Origin of the sequence: Halogeometricum rufum (assembly GCF_900112175.1) — an archaeon.
In the GTDB taxonomy this organism is placed as follows: domain Archaea; phylum Halobacteriota; class Halobacteria; order Halobacteriales; family Haloferacaceae; genus Halogeometricum; species Halogeometricum rufum.
In genome coordinates this window covers 656,355-673,841 of the sequence record NZ_FOYT01000001.1, presented here as the reverse complement: position 1 = coordinate 673,841, position 17,487 = coordinate 656,355, and the positions used below count along the sequence as shown (strand labels likewise).

At 66.2% G+C, this 17,487-nt stretch carries 20 protein-coding genes and 4 tRNA genes; 12 read left to right on the top strand and 12 right to left on the bottom strand.

All coding sequences use genetic code 11. The features are described 5' to 3' along the window. Positions 1 to 57: 57 nt before the first annotated feature. The 4 genes from BM310_RS03590 to BM310_RS03575 all read right to left on the bottom strand — a co-directional run bounded on the left by BM310_RS03590 (position 58) and on the right by BM310_RS03575 (position 3,791). Positions 58 to 1,074 (bottom strand): histone deacetylase family protein, encoded by a 1,017-nt coding sequence (locus tag BM310_RS03590; RefSeq protein ID WP_089804697.1) that lies wholly within the window; start codon positions 1,072 to 1,074, stop codon positions 58 to 60. Next, a complete protein-coding gene (locus tag BM310_RS03585; protein WP_089804696.1) occupies positions 1,075 to 1,506 on the bottom strand; it encodes a histone family protein in 432 nt (143 codons plus the stop codon). A 119-nt stretch (positions 1,507 to 1,625) separates the two neighbouring features. Further along, positions 1,626 to 3,080: a single-stranded DNA binding protein gene (locus BM310_RS03580; RefSeq protein WP_089804694.1), complete on the bottom strand. Its 1,455-nt coding sequence runs from the start codon at positions 3,078 to 3,080 to the stop codon at positions 1,626 to 1,628. A 219-nt stretch (positions 3,081 to 3,299) separates the two neighbouring features. Then, positions 3,300 to 3,791, bottom strand: coding sequence for a hypothetical protein (locus BM310_RS03575; protein WP_089804692.1), 492 nt, complete (start codon positions 3,789 to 3,791; stop codon positions 3,300 to 3,302). A 141-nt stretch (positions 3,792 to 3,932) separates the two neighbouring features. Between BM310_RS03575 and BM310_RS03570 the strand changes: the two genes are divergently transcribed. Both BM310_RS03570 and BM310_RS03560 read left to right on the top strand, forming a co-directional pair. After that, positions 3,933 to 4,005, top strand: a tRNA-Arg gene (locus tag BM310_RS03570). 355 nt (positions 4,006 to 4,360) lie between these two features. Further along, positions 4,361 to 4,433, top strand: a tRNA-Arg gene (locus BM310_RS03560). A 144-nt stretch (positions 4,434 to 4,577) separates the two neighbouring features. Here BM310_RS03560 and BM310_RS03555 read toward each other — a convergent pair. After that, positions 4,578 to 4,796 carry a DUF7564 family protein gene (locus BM310_RS03555; RefSeq protein ID WP_089804688.1) on the bottom strand — a complete coding sequence of 73 codons (219 nt, stop codon included), beginning with the start codon at positions 4,794 to 4,796 and terminating at the stop codon, positions 4,578 to 4,580. A 170-nt stretch (positions 4,797 to 4,966) separates the two neighbouring features. Here BM310_RS03555 and BM310_RS03550 point away from each other — a divergent pair, with 170 nt between their 5' ends. After that, positions 4,967 to 5,587, top strand: a complete 621-nt coding sequence (locus BM310_RS03550) for a DUF309 domain-containing protein (protein WP_089804686.1) — start codon at positions 4,967 to 4,969, stop codon at positions 5,585 to 5,587. 3 nt (positions 5,588 to 5,590) lie between these two features. Here the strand turns inward: BM310_RS03550 and azf are convergent, their stop codons facing one another. Then, the gene (gene azf / locus BM310_RS03545; RefSeq protein WP_089804684.1) at positions 5,591 to 6,355 is read right to left on the bottom strand and encodes an NAD-dependent glucose-6-phosphate dehydrogenase; all 765 of its coding nucleotides are present in this window, start codon (positions 6,353 to 6,355) and stop codon (positions 5,591 to 5,593) included. Between the two features lie 100 nt (positions 6,356 to 6,455). On the opposite strand from azf, the gene BM310_RS03540 reads away from it, so the two are divergent. Together BM310_RS03540 and BM310_RS03535 are read left to right on the top strand one after the other, a co-directional pair. Then, positions 6,456 to 6,800, top strand: coding sequence for a dihydroneopterin aldolase family protein (locus BM310_RS03540; protein WP_089804681.1), 345 nt, complete (start codon positions 6,456 to 6,458; stop codon positions 6,798 to 6,800). A gap of 85 nt (positions 6,801 to 6,885) precedes the next feature. Continuing rightward, a complete protein-coding gene (locus tag BM310_RS03535; RefSeq protein ID WP_089804679.1) occupies positions 6,886 to 7,401 on the top strand; it encodes a DUF5790 family protein in 516 nt (171 codons plus the stop codon). A gap of 63 nt (positions 7,402 to 7,464) precedes the next feature. Here BM310_RS03535 and BM310_RS03530 read toward each other — a convergent pair whose 3' ends face one another. Then, positions 7,465 to 8,211, bottom strand: a complete 747-nt coding sequence (locus tag BM310_RS03530; RefSeq protein WP_089804677.1) for a creatininase family protein — start codon at positions 8,209 to 8,211, stop codon at positions 7,465 to 7,467. Between the two features lie 117 nt (positions 8,212 to 8,328). Between BM310_RS03530 and BM310_RS03525 the strand changes: the two genes are divergently transcribed. Then, positions 8,329 to 8,628, top strand: a complete 300-nt coding sequence (locus BM310_RS03525; RefSeq protein WP_089804676.1) for a DUF5789 family protein — start codon at positions 8,329 to 8,331, stop codon at positions 8,626 to 8,628. A gap of 22 nt (positions 8,629 to 8,650) precedes the next feature. Here the strand turns inward: BM310_RS03525 and BM310_RS03520 are convergent, their stop codons facing one another. The 3 genes from BM310_RS03520 to BM310_RS03510 form a co-directional block, all read right to left on the bottom strand. Continuing rightward, entirely contained in the window at positions 8,651 to 10,594 is a 1,944-nt protein-coding gene (locus BM310_RS03520; protein WP_089804674.1) for an ABC transporter ATP-binding protein, read from the bottom strand. 92 nt (positions 10,595 to 10,686) lie between these two features. Next, positions 10,687 to 10,962: a DUF7538 family protein gene (locus BM310_RS03515; protein ID WP_089804672.1), complete on the bottom strand. Its 276-nt coding sequence runs from the start codon at positions 10,960 to 10,962 to the stop codon at positions 10,687 to 10,689. 38 nt (positions 10,963 to 11,000) lie between these two features. After that, on the bottom strand, positions 11,001 to 11,501 hold the full coding sequence (locus BM310_RS03510) for a DUF192 domain-containing protein (RefSeq protein ID WP_089804670.1): 501 nt from the start codon (positions 11,499 to 11,501) through the stop codon (positions 11,001 to 11,003). Between the two features lie 86 nt (positions 11,502 to 11,587). Here BM310_RS03510 and BM310_RS03505 point away from each other — a divergent pair. The 3 genes from BM310_RS03505 (at position 11,588) to BM310_RS03495 (ending at position 12,669) form a co-directional block, all read left to right on the top strand. After that, positions 11,588 to 11,660: transfer RNA gene (locus BM310_RS03505), tRNA-Val, on the top strand. 374 nt (positions 11,661 to 12,034) lie between these two features. Beyond that, positions 12,035 to 12,538, top strand: a complete 504-nt coding sequence (locus tag BM310_RS03500) for a hypothetical protein (RefSeq protein WP_089804668.1) — start codon at positions 12,035 to 12,037, stop codon at positions 12,536 to 12,538. Between the two features lie 57 nt (positions 12,539 to 12,595). Further along, a tRNA-Phe gene (locus tag BM310_RS03495) sits at positions 12,596 to 12,669 on the top strand. 475 nt (positions 12,670 to 13,144) lie between these two features. Here BM310_RS03495 and BM310_RS03490 read toward each other — a convergent pair. Beyond that, positions 13,145 to 13,945 (bottom strand): hypothetical protein, encoded by an 801-nt coding sequence (locus tag BM310_RS03490; RefSeq protein WP_143105101.1) that lies wholly within the window; start codon positions 13,943 to 13,945, stop codon positions 13,145 to 13,147. Positions 13,946 to 14,416: 471 nt separating this feature from the next. Here BM310_RS03490 and BM310_RS03485 point away from each other — a divergent pair, with 471 nt between their 5' ends. From BM310_RS03485 to BM310_RS03475, 3 genes are all read left to right on the top strand, one after another. Then, positions 14,417 to 14,794, top strand: coding sequence for a DoxX family membrane protein (locus BM310_RS03485; protein WP_089806988.1), 378 nt, complete (start codon positions 14,417 to 14,419; stop codon positions 14,792 to 14,794). Between the two features lie 151 nt (positions 14,795 to 14,945). After that, positions 14,946 to 16,298, top strand: a complete 1,353-nt coding sequence (locus BM310_RS03480) for a helix-turn-helix domain-containing protein (RefSeq protein ID WP_089804663.1) — start codon at positions 14,946 to 14,948, stop codon at positions 16,296 to 16,298. Between the two features lie 47 nt (positions 16,299 to 16,345). Then, the gene (locus tag BM310_RS03475) at positions 16,346 to 16,654 is read left to right on the top strand and encodes a HalOD1 output domain-containing protein (protein WP_089804661.1); all 309 of its coding nucleotides are present in this window, start codon (positions 16,346 to 16,348) and stop codon (positions 16,652 to 16,654) included. Positions 16,655 to 16,708: 54 nt separating this feature from the next. On the opposite strand, the gene BM310_RS03470 is transcribed toward BM310_RS03475, so the two are convergent. Continuing rightward, complete coding sequence (locus tag BM310_RS03470) at positions 16,709 to 17,476, bottom strand: DUF502 domain-containing protein (RefSeq protein ID WP_089804660.1); 768 nt, start codon at positions 17,474 to 17,476, stop codon at positions 16,709 to 16,711. Positions 17,477 to 17,487 lie beyond the last annotated feature (11 nt).

Here is a 17,487-nt window from a genome sequence, read left to right as displayed (position 1 = left end):
GGTCGGTTCTCGGCCGTCCAGTCGCCTGTCGGCCGGTCGTTTTTCGCCCGGTCGTTCTCAGTCGTCCAGTCCGTGAGCGTCCTTCACGTCGCCGACCAGCGTCTTCGCCTTGTCGTCGGGTTCCTCGTCCACCGCCATCGGCGTCCGCCCGTCGAACGTCTCGTGGACGATGGCGACGCCCTCCGAGAGCGTGTCGAGACCGTAGCCGCCTTCGAGGACGAACGCGAGTCCGGCGTCCACGTCGTCGGCGATGGCCCGGACGTTGTCGGTCAGTTGCGCGTAGCCCTCCGTGGAGACGCGCATCCGCGAGATGGGGTCGTGGCGGTGCGCGTCGAACCCCGCGCTGACGATGAAGAGGTCCGGGTCGAACCGTTCGATGGCCGGCCGAAGCACCTCGCGCACGACGAGGTCGTAGTCGGCGTCGCCCGCGCCGGCGGCGAGCGGTGCGTTCAGCGTCGTCCCCTCGCCGTCGCCCTCGCCGATTTCGTCCACGTGGCCGGTCCCGGGGTAGAGGCCGTCCTCGTGGAACGAGGCGTAGAACACGTCGCCGCGGTCGTAGAAGATGTCCTGCGTGCCGTTGCCGTGGTGGACGTCCCAGTCGAAGATGGCGACGCGTTCGGCGTCGAGGCCGTCGTCCTCGATGACCGTCTGGGCCGCGACGGCCGCGTTGTTGACGAAACAGAAGCCCATCGCGTCGTCCTCGACGGCGTGGTGCCCCGGCGGTCGGCCCAGAGAGAACGCGGTGTCGCGGCCGTTCACTCCCTCGACGGCCTTCCGCGCGGCCCACTGTGCGAGGCCCGCCGAGGCGAGGGCGGCGTCCCACGTCTCCGCGGAGGCGACGGTGTCGGGGTCCCAGTTGCCGCCGCCGTCCTCACAGAACGCCCGAATCTCGGCGACGTAGTCGTCCTCGTGGACGGACGCCACGTCCTCGTCGTCCGCCGGGTCGGCTTCGACGTACTCCGCGCCGTGACGCTTGGCCAGCGCTCGTCGGATGGCGCGGAGACGGTCGGCCGTCTCGGGGTGACGCTCGCCGGTGTCGTGTGCGAGACAGGTCTCGCTGTAGCCGAACTGCATCTACTCGAAGAGGGCGAAGTACGTCTCGATGTCTTCTGCCTGTATCGTGCGTCGGTCGGCGTGTCGAGCGAGTTTCGCCGCGGCGCCCGCGACGTTGTCGGCGTAGTCTTCGAGGATGTCCGCGAGTGCGATGCGGGCGTCCATCGAGACTCGATACCGGTCGCCGATACGGAGACGGGCGATGCGGTCGATAGGTGCGATGGGGAGTTCGAGTTCGTCCCGGGGGACGACCTGCTCGACGTCGAAGTCCGCCGCCATCAACGTCTTTCGGCCGTCCTCGTGGGCTCGCTCCGCCGCGTCGATGGCGAGTTCCGAGCCGTGTCGCTGGATGCGACGGGCGAGTTCCTCCGCCGCGTCGGCGCTGACCCGAAGGTCACCAGCGTTCCGGCGGATGATCGTGTCGACCGGGGCGAACGGTAACTCGACACTCATACCCACATATGCCGGGCGTGCCGCGTATAATCCTTTCCGTAACGGCCCTCTGCGACTCTCCGCGGACGCGACGGCGTCTCCGCCCGTCGGACGGAACAGCGCGTGCGCCGCGCGGCGGGTCAGCGGGTGACCGACTCGACGTCGGTCGCCTCGATGCGGCCGTCGCGGACCGGGCCGCGGACGGTCACCTCGGCGCCGAGTTGGAGGCTCTCGGACGTCTCGACGCTCCGCGTCTCGGTGCCGTCGTCGAGGACGACCGGGTTGCCGGCCTGAACGACGGTCCCGGTGAACTCCTCGACCGCACCGTCCCCGGCGTCGTCGGCGTCGGTTCCGGCGGTGGCACCGGCGTCGGCCGCGTCCCCGGCGTCCCCGTTCGACGCCGGCGACGCGCCGTCTTCGAACGCCCCGAGTCCCTTCGACTGGGACGCCTCGTCGGGGTCGCCGGCGTCGGTTCCGGCGGCGCCGTCCGGCACCTCGTCCATCACCGAGACGGTCGACCGCCACCCGGCGGAGGCTTCGAGGTCGTCCTGCCAGCCGTCCTGTATCTCCACGTCGGTGAAGACGACGTAGTCGGCGAGGTCTACGTCCGTGTCGGCTTTCTCGCCCCAGAGGGCCACCCGGATGTCGCCGGTGTCGTCCTTGACGCGGACGTTCCGGACCTGCCCCTCGGAGCCGTCGTCGCGGTCGAACGTCCGCTTCGGGTCCGTCTCGATGACGCCACCGGCGATGTCGACCGTCTCGCCGATCTCCAGCGCGGCGATGTCCGTCGTCTCGGGGACGTACTCGACGTCCTCGTCGAGTTCCTCGACCGTCCCTCGGTTGCCGACGTGCAGTTCGAGGCTGCCGTCCCGTTCGCGGACGTAGCCGTCGACGACTTCGACGGTGATGTCGGGGTCGTACTCCTCGGCGAGGTCCGCCTTCTCGTCCCAGAGGGTCACGCGGATGCGACCCGTCGGGTCGCCCAGCGTGAGGTTGGCGACGCGGCCCTCGGAGCCGTCGTCGCGGTCGAACGTGCGCACGCTGTCGGTGCTGAGGACGCGACCCTTCAGGTTCACGTCCGAGAGGCCGAGCGAGAGGTCTTCGACGCGGTAACTGTCCTGCGTCTGGACGTCTATCTCCGCCTCGGAGTCGGGTTCGACCTTGTCGACGCTGACCTCGACGCCGTTGTAGCCGTCTTTCGGCCGGCCGGCGATGCGGAGCACCTGCCCGACTTCGAGGTTCTCGAGGGCCTCTTCGGCCATCCCGTCCCACATCGAGATGCGGATTCGCCCCGTCTCGTCGGCGACTTCGACGTTGACGACGCGGCCGTCTTCGTCCTCGCCGTCGCGTTCGAACGTCCGGAGTTCGCCCACGCTCATCACCTTCCCGAGGAACTTCACGTCGTCCATGCCGGGTTCGATGTCGGCGATTCCCTCGACCTCCTCGTCGCGCAGTTCGTGCGCGAGGAGCATCGCAGCCGTCTCCTCGTCGGCGAGGCCGCCCATCTGTTCGACCTTGTCGTTCACCGCGGCCTCGAACTCCTCGAACGGCACGTCGGTGTCGAGGTCGTCGTACACGTCCTCGATGGCACCCATCTACGCGACACCTCCGACGGAGTCTCGGCGGCGCGCTTCGGTCCGGAGAGAGAGGTCCGGGACTCCGAATGCAGCGACCACAGTCATGTTCGGGACCAAGGTAGGCCCGCGCTTAAGCGTTGTCTTGTGGGGAGTATCCGGCCGCTGTCTCCCGATTTCGTCGTCTCGACGTGGCACGGTGAGTGTGGGCTCGTACTCGGATAAAAACGTTCGCCGCCGTCAGAGCGACGCGGTGACCACCTCGCGGGACCCGTCCACGTCGGATTCGACGAGAATCACCGTCCCGGGGAGGCCGTCGTCGAACGCGACGGTGACTTCGTAGCCGAGTCGCACGATGGCCTGCGTGCACATCGCGCCCGCCTCGCGGTCCTCCTCGGTGGCGACGACGACGCGCAGTTCGTCGGCCGCGGCGTCGTACGTCGCGCCGTCGAGGACGGCGACGGTACAGCCGTTCTTCCCGCGGACGCATCCGCGGCAGACCACCGCGTCGTCGTCCGCGCGGACCCGGGCCTCCGGACACGCGTCGACTGCCGACAGCGATGCGGCGCGAACGGTCGGTGCCGGTCTCCCGGCGTCTTCGGTTTCGTCCATGGTGTCTCCTCCGTCGGTCCGCGTGGCGGCGTCGCCTCCCGGCGTCTCGGACCCGCCGAGACAGCCTGCGAGTGGGAGGGCGAACGTCGCGACACCCGCGAGTACCGTTCGGCGTCGCATGCGTTCGCCGACGACGCGGGAGTGAAAAACGGTGGCGTAGACACAAAGAGTTCTCTCCGTTTATCGCGTCCCGAGGTGTCACACTGCGAGGGGCCGTCGTATCGCAACCGCTTTCAATGGGTGCCGACTACGGGTAGATGAGTCCTGGTAGGGTAGTGGACTATCCTCTTGGCTTGCGGAGCCAGGGACCGGAGTTCAAATCTCCGTCAGGACGTTTTCAGCGTGCTACGTCGTGAGCAACGCGAGCGACCGTACACGCTGTAAAACTCGTACGCGGTGATTTGAGCAACGAGTGACGTGAGCGACAGCGAACAGAACGAGTGAGTTCAAATCTCCGTCAGGACGCTCACTTCACTTCGGTCCGTTCGCGACCTGACCTGCCCCAGACTCACTTCGTTCGTCTGGGACTCCGTCAGGACGCTCCAGTTTCCCGGCGCTACGCGACGAGCGAAGCGGATTCTGTCGGGTCCGAGTCCCCGTCCACCCGACGGTACGTGGCGAACGAACGTCCCCGTGAACGGTACCGACATCGTAACCGTCTTAAGCGAATGCGCTGTATCCAGAGATGAGTCCTGATAGGGTAGTGGACTATCCTCTTGGCTTGCGGAGCCAGGGACCGGAGTTCAAATCTCCGTCAGGACGCTCACTTCACTTCGGTCCGTTCGCGACCTGACCTGCCCCAGACTCATCGTCTGGGACTCCGTCAGGACGCTCCAGTTTCCCGGCGCTACGCGACGAGCGAGAGCGAGTCTCGGCGGCCGACTCGACACGAAGAGTGGAGCCCCGTCACTCCCGGTCGTACCGAGACGGCGGGTCGGTCTCCTCGTCCTCGATACGACGGACGGACGGCGTCGCGCGCGACGGTATCGGCCGCGGACGCGACTGCTCGGGCCGCCGCGACGACCAGTCGTCGTGGCAGTCGGGACAGTAGTTTCCCTTGTACTTGTTCGTGAACTGGTAGCTGTCTCCGCAACTGATGCAGGCCGAAGGACGCACTCGGCTCATCTGACACCACCCGAGCCGGTCGGACGCTGGAGAGCGTTCATATGTTAACGTGCCACATAGCAGTCGAGAGAACATAAGTATGACCGTCGAAACACCGGACGGAGACCGATTCGGGAGCGTCACCGACGGGACTGGCAGGGTATTTACTCCCGGACGCCCGTCGTGAACACATGGAGCGGAGCCTTCGTGTCGGCGCGGCGGTGTTCAACGCGGGCGACCACCACGCCGCGCACGACGCGTGGGAGGACGAGTGGTTGTCGCTGGACGAGGGGACGGCCGACGAGCGACTGCTCCACGGACTCATCCAGTACACGGCGGCGGTGTACCACGTGGGGAACCGAAACTGGAGCGGTGCGCAGGGGCTGGCGACCAGCGCCGGCGCCTACCTCGACGAGGTAGCGTCCGACTACCGGGCGGTGAACGTCGGCGGCGTTCGGGGCTACCTCGAGCGTCTGGCGGCCGACCCGGAGTTCGGCGAACGGGCGCCGCCGGTTCCGTTGCGGGTGAACGGCAGCGTCGTCCGCGCCGCGGACCTGTCGGTCGAGGAAGTCGCCGACGCGGCGGCAGTCGTCGCCGAGGACTACGAGGCGTTCGACGAGAGCGTGCTAGCCGACGCGGCGAGGTACGCGCGCGAAGAGGTCGAATCCGGGGAGTCGACGACGCGGTTCGTCGCCCTCCTGTTCGAGTTCGTCGGCGACCGAGAGCGACGCGGACTCGTCTACCAGCGACTCGGCGAACACGTCGGCCGTCGACGCGGGAGAGAAGCGGACGTCTCGGGGCTGTTCGAGTAGCCTTCAGTCCTCGAACTCCGCGGAGTTGTCCACGGGGTCGTACCCGAGCACCTCTCGCGCGCGGTCGATGGAGTAGTACTTGCGGTCGTTGTCCGAGATGCCGTAGACGATTTCGTAGTCGTAGTCGGCGACGACGCAGCGCTCGAACAGATGCGCGCAGTCTCGGTAGGAGAGCCACATCGCCTGTCCGCGTTCGTAGTCGATGGGCGGGTGTCCCTCGGTGAGGTTGCCGATGCGGACGTTGACGACGGAGATGCCGTGGTGGTCGTGGTAGTAGCGACCCAGCACCTCGCCCGTCGCCTTGCTCACGCCGTACAGGTTGCTCGGACGGGGGAGTTCGTCGCCGTCGAGTCGGAACTCGTCTTCCGGACGGTACAGGTCGGGCTTCCGGTCGGGCGTCTCGTACGCGCCGACGGCGTGGTTCGAGGAGGCGAACGCGAACTTCTCGACGCCCGCGTCGACGGCCGCCTGGAAGATGCTGTGCGTGCCGTCGATGTTGTTCCGGAGGACGCTGTCCCACGGCGCCTCGGGTCGCGGGTCGCCCGCGAGGTGGATGACGGCGTAGACGCCGTCCATCGCCGCTTCGACGGCTTCCTCGTCGGTGATGTCGGTGATGTAGACGTCGTCTTCCCCCACGCCGTCGGGACGCTTCTCCGCGCCGAGCGGTTCCCGGTCGAGCAGTCGCCACTCGAACCGGTCGCCGCTGTGCCGGAGGATGGCCTGCCCGACACGCCCGCCCGCCCCAGTCAACAGAACCGGTTCGTCCATTCGGTCGACACTGCGCGAAGGATGGCTAAGAAACGTCCGATTCGCGTCTGCGTTCGTCACGAGACGACACGCCTATCACCGCTCCGCCGGAGGCACAGCCATGCCCACCGACGCCGAGAACGCCTGTTTCGAGGCGGGAATCAAGTTCGGGTCGCTCTACCACCAGTTCGCGGGGACGCCCGTCAGCCCCGACAGCGCCGACAGCCTCGCCCGGGCGATGGAGGAGTCCATCGAGAACCAACCGCACTGCGAGGCGGTGCGCGTGACCGTCCGCCGGGAGGCGCTCGAAGCCGAACTCGCCGACTCGACGGCCGACTACACGGAACTGACCGGGCGCTTCCTCGACGTCGAGATAGACGTGCGGTACGAGGGGACTGCGGTCCGAGCGAAGATGGAGATGGAGGACGGCTACCCCCTGATGAAACTGGTCTCGGTCGACGAGTAAATCGCTCCGGAGACCGCTCCGCGACCGCGATTTCACTTTCACTTTCGGGCGTGTATTTAAACCATCTCGCGCCGAAGCCACCGGTATGAGTAGCCAGAGCACACTCGCTGACGACGACCTGTTCGGAGAGGCTGCTGCGGAGATGCGCGCGGAGGTCGAAGAACACCTCGACGCCGCCCGGGCGTCGCTACCGGACGCCGACGACGTGTGGGAGGCCGAGGCCGACAACGTCCTCGGCGTCCTCAACGGGCTTCGGTCGTCGCTCGACGTCGGCGACGCCGAGGAGCACCTGCGACAGGCAAAGAAGACGTTCGTCGTCGGTCAGCGCGCCGACGCGTTCGACGACGCCGACGACTTGGAGGCCGAGATAGCGTCCGCCGCGGAACTGCTCGAGACGGTCGACGACGCGAGCGAACTCGTCGGCGAACTCACGAGCACGATGCCGCAACTGCGCAGCCAGTTGCAGGAGGCCGCCGACGCCGCCGAGAGCGCGGAAGACGACGCCGACGCGGACGACGCCGAGGAAGAGGCCGAGACAGACGACAGCGAGGCCGAGGCGGACGCCGACGACGCCGCAGACGAAGCCGAGGCGGACGACTGAGCGGCGCGGACGAGACCCGACAGAGCGACACCGGCGGCACACGACGTAGGGCCGACCCCCGAGTCACTCGCGCCGTTCGGGCCGCGACACGTCGCGGTCCGCGACGGCCGCCGTCAGTCGCGCCAGCGACGCCGACGCCAGTTCCAGCAGTTCTTCGCCCAGTTCCTCGTCCCCCGCCGCCGGGTCGCCGACGACGCCGTTCTCCGTGAACTCCGCGGAGTCGTGCGCGAGGTTGACGCCGGAGACCCAGTCGCCCCAGCGCTCCGCACCGCCGCCCCGCGCCGCCTCGATTCGGTCCTCGCGCACCGTCTCGGGGGCGACGCGCCGGAGCAGCGCCGTCTCCAGCGTCCCGCCGTGCCCCATCTTCGAGGAGTGCTCGCCGACCGCCTCGAACCACGTGAAGGCGACGGCGTAGGCGTCGTCCTCGCGCGTTATCGTCCCGGTGACCTCCCGGAGGGCGTCGACGTTCCCGCCGTGGCCGTTGACGACGACGACGCGGTCGAAGCCGTGGGAAGCGAGGCTCTGAACGGTCTCGCGGACCGCGTCGCGGAAGGTGTCGGGCGAGAGCCACAGCGTCCCCGGAAACTGCCGGTGTTCGGCGGCGACGCCCACCGAGAGCGTCGGCGCGACGAGTACCTCCCCGTCGTACGCCTCCGCGCCGGCCTCGGCGACGGCCTCGGCGGTGAACGCGTCCGTTCCGAGGGGCGCGTGCGGGCCGTGTTGCTCGGTGCTGCCGACGGGGAGGAAGGCGAGGTTCGTCTCCGCGGCGAGGTCCGATACGTCCGTCCACGTCGCCTCTGTGAGTCGCATACCCCGTATGGACGACGGAGTCGCTTGTAAGCGACGGACGGCCCGGCCGCGGGGCGAGTCGAACGGGTCGCCGGCGGCCCAAAGACCATTCAGGTGGGCGGCAGAACGTGCAGGTCCATGAGCGACGAACGAAGCCAAGGCGTCGACTTCGGCGACGTAGAGGACGAGCTAGAGAACTACGACTACCCGGCGACGCCCGAGGAACTGCGCGAGGAGTTCGGCGAGGAGACCGTCGAGTACAACGACGGCGAGGAGTCCCTCGACGACGTCCTCGAAGGCGTCGGCGTCGACGAGTTCGAGTCGGCAGAAGAGGTGTACGAGACGGTGATGATGATGGTCGGCGGCGAAGCGACGGACGAGGGCCACAGCGACCGCGGCGCGGGGACGGCCCCCGACGAAGAGACCGAGTCGTTCTGAGGCGGACCGCTTCTCTTCTCGACTAGTCGTCGTCGGCGGAGTCCACGGTCGTCCGCGAGGCGCGGCGACTCGCGCGTTCGACGAACTCTTCCGGTAACTCGTCTATCTCGCCCGCCTGCACGCCCCAGAGGTGCGCGTAGAGGCCGTCCTCGCGGAGAAGTTCGTCGTGGCCGCCGCGTTCGACGATGCGCCCGTCCTCGAGGACGATTATCTGGTCTGCGTCCTTGATGGTCGAGAGTCGGTGGGCGATGCTGAACGTCGTTCGGTCCCGCGTGAGGCGGTCCAAGGAGCGCTGGATGAGCATCTCCGTCTCGGTGTCCACGTCCGAGGTGGCCTCGTCGAGGACGAGAATCTCGGGGTCCTTCAGGATGGCGCGAGCGATGGAGAGGCGTTGCCGCTGGCCGCCCGAGAGCTTCACGCCGCGTTCGCCGATTTCGGTGTCGTACCCCTCGGGGAGGTTCTCGATGAAGCCGTGCGCCTCGGCGGCCTTGGCGGCGTCGACCACCTCCTGTTGCGTGGCGCCGAACGTGCCGTAGCGGATGTTCTCTGCGACCGTCCCGTAGAACATGAACGTGTCCTGACTCACGTAGCTGATGGCCTGCCGGAGACTCGGGATGGTCACGTCGCGGACGTCCGTCCCGTCTATCTCGATGGCTCCCTCGTCCACGTCGTACATGCGGAGTAAGAGCTTCAGAACCGTCGACTTCCCGGCACCCGTCGGGCCGACGAGCGCCAGCGTCTCGCCGACGGCCACCTCGAAGGAGACGTCCTCGACGATGGTCTCGGCCTCGTCGTAGCCGAACGTCACGTCGTCGTAGACGACGTCGCCCTCCTCGACGACGAGTTCGTCCGCGTCGGGGTCCTCCCTGATTCGCGAGGGTTCGTCCATGAGGCCGAAGATGCGCGCGCTGGAGGCGTAGGCGCGCTGGTACATGTTGATTATCTGCCCGAACTGCGCCATCGGCCAGATGAACCGCTGGGTGAAGAGGATGAAGCCGACGAACTCACCGGGGGTGAGCGACCCGCTGAAGAACAGCGGTGCTGAGTTGGTGGCCTGGTAGGTGAGCACCCAGACGCCGCCGACGAGGAACGTGAGGACGAAGCCGACGCCGGCCATGACGCGCAGGGCGGGGAAGAACTTGATGCGCGTGCCGATGGCGTCCCAGTTGGCGTCGAAGTAGTCCTGCGAGACGTCCTCCACGCGGTCGGACTCGAACGACTCGGTGTTGGACGTCTTGATGACCTGGATGCCGCCGAGGTTGTTCTCCAGTCGAGAGTTGACGCGGCCGACGGAGGAGCGGACGTCGGCGTACTTCGGCTGGATGGTCTGGATGAACCGGTAGGTGAAGTAGCCGATGAGGGGGACGACGACGAGGGTGACGACGGCGAGTTGCCAGTTCCAGTAGAGGAGGATAGCGGCGATGCCGACGACCATCACGGCCAGACGGAACGCGGAGTTCATCCCGTCGTTGAGGAATCGTTCGAGGCGGTTGACGTCGTTCGAGAGGATGGACATCATCTCGCCGGTCTGTTTGTCGGCGAAGAAGTCCATGTTGAGCCGCTGCATCTTGTCGTACGTGTCGGTTCGGACGGCGTGCTGGATGTGCTGGGCGAAGGAGTTCCAGCCCCAGTTGCGCGTCCAGTGGAACGCCGCGCCGCCGAAGAAGGCGAACGCGATGAGACCGGTCGACAGGTAGAGTTGGCCCGTTCGCGTCGCCGGGAGCCACGAATCGGGGACGAGCCAGATGCTGAACGCCCGTTCGTTCAGGAAGATGGCGTCCACGGCGAGGGTGAGGAGGACGGGCGGCATCAGGTCGAGGAGACGGGCGACGACGCTGGAGAGGAGGCCGACGACGAACGCGGAGGCGTTGTCGCGGCCGTACTCGGCGAACAGTCGCCGCATCGGGTTCTCGACGTTCTCCCGTTGGTCCTCGAAGGGGTCGTCTTCGTCTTCGGGAGCGACCATTACACGTCTTCCAAGCGTCGGTCACACAAAAGCGTTCGTTACGAATCGAAATACCCCGGCTCCCGAGAGCGCCGTTCCGAGGCCGACTCGATTCAGAGATGTCGCGACTCCACGTCGGGGTCGATGCCCGCCTCCGAGAGGTCCTCGCGGATGCGCGTCCGAAGGGGGCCCGGCACCGTGTCGCGCCCGACGGGGACCGCAGTCTCGCCGTCGCCTTTCACCTTCCAGTAGAGGACGCACTCCGAGGGGGCGTAGTACTCGATGCTGTACCGGTCGTCGGCGCCGCGGTAGTGGACGCGGGCGGCGAAGCCCTCGGTCCGCCACCCGTCGAGTTCGGCGAGTGCGGCGGTGTCCGCGTCGTCGCTCATACGTTCACTCGCGTCTCCTCGTACCTCGTCGTTTCGCTTCAGTAGTCGCCGATACGGACGGTGTCGCCCTCCTCGACGCCCGTCTCGTTCGTGTAGCCGTAGGGGACTTCGAGCACGTACTTGCCGACGCCGCGGTAGCGCGTCAGTCCGCCCTCGGAGGCGTTCGGTTCGAGTTCGGCGTGGTGAATCCGCGTGACGGTGCCGTTCTCGGCGACGAACAGGATGTCGAGGGGGAAGTCCATGTCGCGCATGACGTAGGCGTACTGGCTCTCGTCGTCGTGGACGAACAGCATCCCCTCGTTCGGTCCGAGCGACTCGGTGTCGCTGAGACCGGTGTACCGCTTCTCGTACGTGTCGGCGACGCGCACCTCGACTTCGGTCACTACCTCGCCCTCGGAGGCGATGGTGACGGTTGTCCGGTCGTACTCGCCGCCGCCGGGGAGCGCCGTCGGGTTGAACGCGACGAACAGCGCAGTCACGGACGCGACGACGAAGACGGCGAGTGCGACGGACCCGAGCGAGTACCGCAGAGCGGCCATATCGGTGCCACGAGTGCCGCGGACCTAACGGTTCCGCCGCGACAATTGGAAACCGTTATCCGCGTGTGCGGATTCGTTCGATTTGCGGGCTCGTGGTCTAGTGGTTATGACGCTTCCCTTACAAGGAAGAGATCGGTGGTTCGACTCCGCCCGAGCCCACTGAAATCTGCGAGCGACAGCGAGCAGGATTTCTGCGACGAGAGGGCGAGTCGAAGCAGGGAACGAAGTGAGCGAAGCGAACGGCGTGACCGGGGTTCGACTCCGCCCGAGCCCATGTTTCTGTGGCGAACAACGTGAGCCCAGAAACATCTGTGAGGGCGGTCGAACCTTGCGGCGACCGAGCGTAGCGAGGTCGACGGAGTGGTTCGACTCCGCCCGAGCCTGTTCTGACGACACGCGACGACGGGCAACAGCGAGGTGACCGGAGGCAGGGGAGCCGAAAAAGCTCGAAACGCCGAATAACAGGTTCGCTGACGGGTTTCGACGCCGAGGGCCGATAGACACACACGTCTGCCGGCGCAAGTGTCGGACGAATGGTCCGACTGGTCGCACTCGGCGTCGTTCTCCTCGTCGTCGCTTCCGGAATCGGTCCCGGGGTGGCGGCCGCCGCGGGGTCGCCCGCCGCGAACGGCGCGACGATAGCTTCGGCCGCACAGCACGCACCCGCCTCGGCAGCGACCGATTCGGCGGCGAATCGGTCCGACGACCGGCAGTTCGCCTTCCGGATACAGCGCGTCTCCGACTGCGGGTTCACCTGCCGCGACGTCACCATCACCGCCACGAACACCGGCGACGCCACCGCGGAGAACGTCACCGTTCAGACGCGGTTGAAGACCGGCGAGCGGGTCGTCTGGCGCGGGAACGAGTCGGTCGCCGAACTCGGACCCGGCGAGTCGACGACGGTGACGAAGCGAGTCACGGTCGGGTACTTCGACGCGCTCGCGGTACTGGCGAACGGCGGCGACGTGACGGCGAACACGACGGTGGCGTGGGATTCGGGTACCGAGACGTTCACCGAGCGACGAAAAGTGGCGTAGGGCGCGGCGACGCCACATCGAAACCCTTTTTTGAATCATCGGCCTCTCTCGAAACGCGCCGCCTTAGCTCAGACTGGGAGAGCACTCGACTGAAGATCGAGCTGTCCCCGGTTCAAATCCGGGAGGCGGCATTTTCCTGCGAACGAAGTGAGCGGTGAAAAGACTCCCCCGAGCGGATTCTGAACCCGGCGAGCCGCACCCGCGAGCGAAGCGAGCGGTCCGTCTCGACTCGGGTCGAATCCGGGAGGCGGCATCAGCACTTACTCGGTACTCCTTCATCGGACAGCGTCGCCCTCGAGAGGCCGTGCCGCGCGTCCGGCGCATAGGGTTCAGGCAACCACGGCCTCGCTGGAGATCGGACCTCCGGGGTTAGCGACGGTGCGTTAGCTATCTGTCGTTTTCGAGATCAAGGTCTACGGCTGCTCGGTCGAGGAACTCCGGCCCAATCAGACCGAATTTAGCGGCGGCGGCATGCGCCCCGTCTCTCGCAGCAGGATGCAACCCTGGAGTAGCACGGGTGTCCGCCGGAATATCTTCGGAGAGGTCACACAAGTGTATTTTGTGTGTTTGAGTTGTCACCATCGCCGAAACCCGTCTGTAGCCGGCTCAATAGTCGGCCACGTCGACCGGGTACCATACGTCCTCCTTTTCATCGCTCTTTTCTACATCCGGGAGCGCTCGTAATCCAGGCTTGACTATCTCCCTCCACCACCACTCTCGGAAACTTGGAACCACCCCTTTGGCGTTTGCCGCGACTCCGTTTGGCCCGATTGAATGGTTTTCCTCGGGGACGAGGGCACGGAATATCTCCGACTTCGTAGCACCGTCCCGGTCAAGAATGTACTGCCGAGCCGCGTAGACGGCGACTACACAGTCATCCGTGTGCCCAGTAGGGAAATCGACGTTTCTGAGCGGTGCCGGTTCCGCCGAGGCCTCACTCTCTTCAGCGATTTCCGCTCCAGAGTCGGCGTCTGTCTCAAATTCGGCCAAGGCAATTTGTCTACCTTCATCCTGGTCTAAGTCGGGTTCGTCGCCCCTCTCGCGACTCGACTCGGGTGTGGACTCTCCGGCTTCTTCTCGCTGCCATCCCAGTTCGTCGTCGTAAACCCAGCCGTCGACGTGATGATCCCAACCCAACTTCCAGATCGAATAGGCCTGAACGTCCACTCCTTTCTCTTGAGCCTCAACATACGCCTCCTCGTGGTTGGGGTTCGAGTACAGCGAGTCGTGCATCGCCTGTTTCGTAAGTGAGTCTAACTCGATCCCCGTCTCCTGTTCCCACCTCCTGAACTTCTCAAGCTCCACGTCGTACTCTGTCATATCAACGAGTTCTCTGTCTGACCTGTTACACGAACCGATCCTTAGAACCACCGCCGCGACTATCCCGTTCGTGGCTTCGAGATTCACAGAGGGGGCTCGACACCACCTTGACGATTCGGAGAGCCGACCGACAGACAGTAAGGAGACATCGAATAGGTGTGAAGAGGAGAATGGTGGACGACTCACCCGTCCGTACCGACTGGTGAACAGGGGTTTACGACCGTGGTCGTCGGTCGTTCCATATCCATCATGCTCGATGCGTTTTTGATAATACAACAGACACCCGCGTTCAGAGCGGTCATCCGTTCGGCCTGTTCGCCGTTCGTCAGCGGCGTCTCTGACTCTGATCGATGAAGACATCCAGCCGTTCCGCGTCGCCGCCGTAGCGAGGTCGGTCACTATATCACCGAACCCCGAGACCGATCCGAAATCGAGTCGTCCCCGTTCCCGCGAACGAAGCGAGCGCGTAGGTCAACATTTTCCCCGCTTCGCGCCCGACCGGAAGTCGTGGTTCGCACCAGTCCACTCGGTCGGTTGAAACGCCCGCTCCGGTACGTGATGGGGCTCACCTACGTCGTCGCCGGCGTCCTCCACTTCGTCGCGCCGAAGGTGTACGAACAGGTCGTCCCGCCGGGGTTCCCGCGGCCGCGGACGCTCGTCTACCTCTCGGGGGTCGCCGAGGTCGGTCTCGGTCTCGGCGTCATGTTCGAGCGGACGCGGCGGGTCTCGGCGTGGGGACTCGTCGCCCTGCTCGTGGCGGTGTTCCCCGCGAACGTCCACATGGCGACCAGCGACGACCTCGACCTACAGGGCGTCCCGGAGCGATTTCGCGACTCGTCGGACGCGGCGCTGTGGGCCCGTCTGCCGCTACAGGCCGTCCTCGTCGCGTGGGCGTGGTGGTACACGGATTCGGAGCGGGCGGGAGAGAACTCGTGACCGGCGGTTCGAGACGGTCCGTCGTTCTCCGGCCGGGGTTGAGTACCCGGCACAGCGACGGCGTGGGCACCGGGAGTCTCGGGGGTCGTTATCGGGAGCCATACGACTTAGCGTGGAGATTAATTGTGTCGAGGCGCCGAATGCGACGTGCATGGAGGCACCTGGGACTCCACCGTCTCGAAGCGTCCTCGCCGTCTTCGGGGAGCGAGACGACCCCGTAGAGCCGCTGACGGCGCCCGACGTCGCCGAACGGGTCGGATGTACGGACACCGAGGCCCGCGAAAGACTCGACGCGCTGGCTGAACGCGGCTCGCTCGAGTCGAAACGGATCGGCGACCGAACGGTGTGGTGGCGGCCTCCCTCGGCGACAACCGCTCGCCCGGCGTCGGCGGACGACTCGTCGGGAGGCCACCGCGTTCCGTCGCTGAGCGACGACCACAGCGGACCCATCGAGCGCGTCCTCGAAGCCAGTCCGGTCAGCATCGTCGTCGTCGAACCGTCCGGCGAAATCTCGTTCGCGAACCGACGGGCGGCGGAGACGCTGGGACTCGAACGCGAGGAGATCGCGAGTCGGACCTACAGCCAACCGGAGTGGGACATCCACTACCATGACGGGAGGCCGGTGCCCGTCGAGGAGCACCCGGTAACCCGCGTCCTGGAGACGGGCGAACCGGACTACGGGTTCGAACACTGGATAACGCTCCCGGACGGGAGCGAGCGATGGCTGTCGAGTAACTCGGCGCCCGTGCTGAACGACGACGGCGAAGTGGAGTACGTCGTCGTCGGGTTCGAGGACGCGACGCCGATGAAAGAGCGCGAGGACAAGTTGACCAGCGACCGGCGACGCGTGGTCGAACTCCGCTCCGAACAGTTGACGACGCCGTTTCTCGACGCGGCCGACGACGACGTCCGCGTGGACGTCGAGGACGTGATGACGTCGCCAGACGGGACGGTGTTGCAGTACGTCGCGGCGACAGGTATCTCGCCGCGCGCGCTGACAGACGTGTTCGAACGGCAGTTCGGCGCGCGGAACGTGCGATTGCTTCGTTCGACCGGCGACCGCTGTCGGCTCGCCGTGCAGACGGACGAACGGACGCTGCCGAAACTGTTCGCCGACCTCGGCGGCGAGGTCGACTCCCTCGTCAGATGCCGTGAGAACCGAGAAGCCGTCCTCACCGGCGTACTGCCCGGGGACGTCGAACCGCGAACGGTGCTCCGGAGAGCGCGAGAGAGATACGCGGACGTCGAACTGGTGTCGCAGGAACTCCGTTACACCCCCCGCCTGCTGTACGACGTCGTCGAAGACGTCCTCACGGAACGCCAGTTCGCGGCGTTGCGGACGGCGTACTACGGCGGCTACTTCGACACGCCGCGCGCGAGCACCGGTGACGAGTTGGCCGACCAGTTGGGCGTGACCAGGCAGACGTTCAACCAGCACCTCCGGAAGGGCGAGCGGGCCGTCCTCGAACGACTCTTCGAGGCGTCGGGGAAGGGGGGACGCTGACTAGTCAGTCTGACCGCTTAGGCGTCTCCCGTTCTTCTCACCGATAGATGAGCTCGAACGAAACGTTGGCCGACGGCTCCGACCGCGTCGGCTTCGACCCGGCGACTGAGACCCACCACAACCAGCACGACTGGAACGATTCGAGCCACCTCAGTCTCACAGTCGTGCGGACCGTCTCGGCGGTCGCCGGACGGCGTCCGCTCGACATGGACCCGCTCTACGGCGCCATCGACCCGGACGCTCTCGACAGTTTGCTGAGCGAGGCACCGCCCGGATGCGCAGAGATTTCGTTCACGTACGAAGGGCACACCGTCGCGGTCACGAGCGGTGGCGAAGTGGTCGTCGAGGAGGAGTGACGAGCGGAGCGGTTCGCTGAGGCGTCCCGACCGGGAACTCGCGGACGCAGCGACCTACCGCCACTTCGAGTCGCCGTCCCCGTCCTCGTCCTCGTCGCGGGCGATGGCGTCCTGCAACCGTTCGATGTCGGTTATCTTCTCCAGGTCGCCCATGGCGATTTCGGTCGTCTGGTTGGCTCCTTCCCCAGTCGCGACGCCGCTGGTGAGGATGCTGCGGACGCCCTCCTCGATGGTCATGTCGATGTCGTACACCTGGCTCTCGGGGACGTAGGTGAGGAAGCCGCCGGTCACCGGGTTGGGCGCCATCGGGATGAACATCGTCACCATGTCGTCGTGTCCGGTGGCCGTCGTCACCGTCTCGGGGGACTTGCTCGTCTCGAACCCGATGGCGTACACGTCGTCGCCGAGCAGCTGAACGAGCTTTATCTCCTGGAAGTTCTCGGCCTCCTGGTCGAGCATCACGTCGCCCATGCGGCGGAAGCTCTTGTACACCGTGCCGATACCGGGGATGGAGGCGATGCCGAGGTCCACGAGGTCGATGATGCGCTCGCCGTGGCGGTTCCGACCGACGGAGCCGACGACGACGACGACGCCGAGGAGGACGGCGACGGCGACGAGTTCCGTGAAGAAGTCGATGACGACCGAGTAGACGTTCAGCTCTATCAGAAAGCGGATGAACCCGGCGCTCTCGACCAGTTCGATGACGCCCAGCCACCGAAGCAGTCGAATCACCGGACGGAGCGCCGAGGTGATGAACTCGAGTGCGACGTCGAGGATGTACAGCGTGACGACGAACGGGATGATTATCCCGACTCCCCGCATCAGGACGTCCA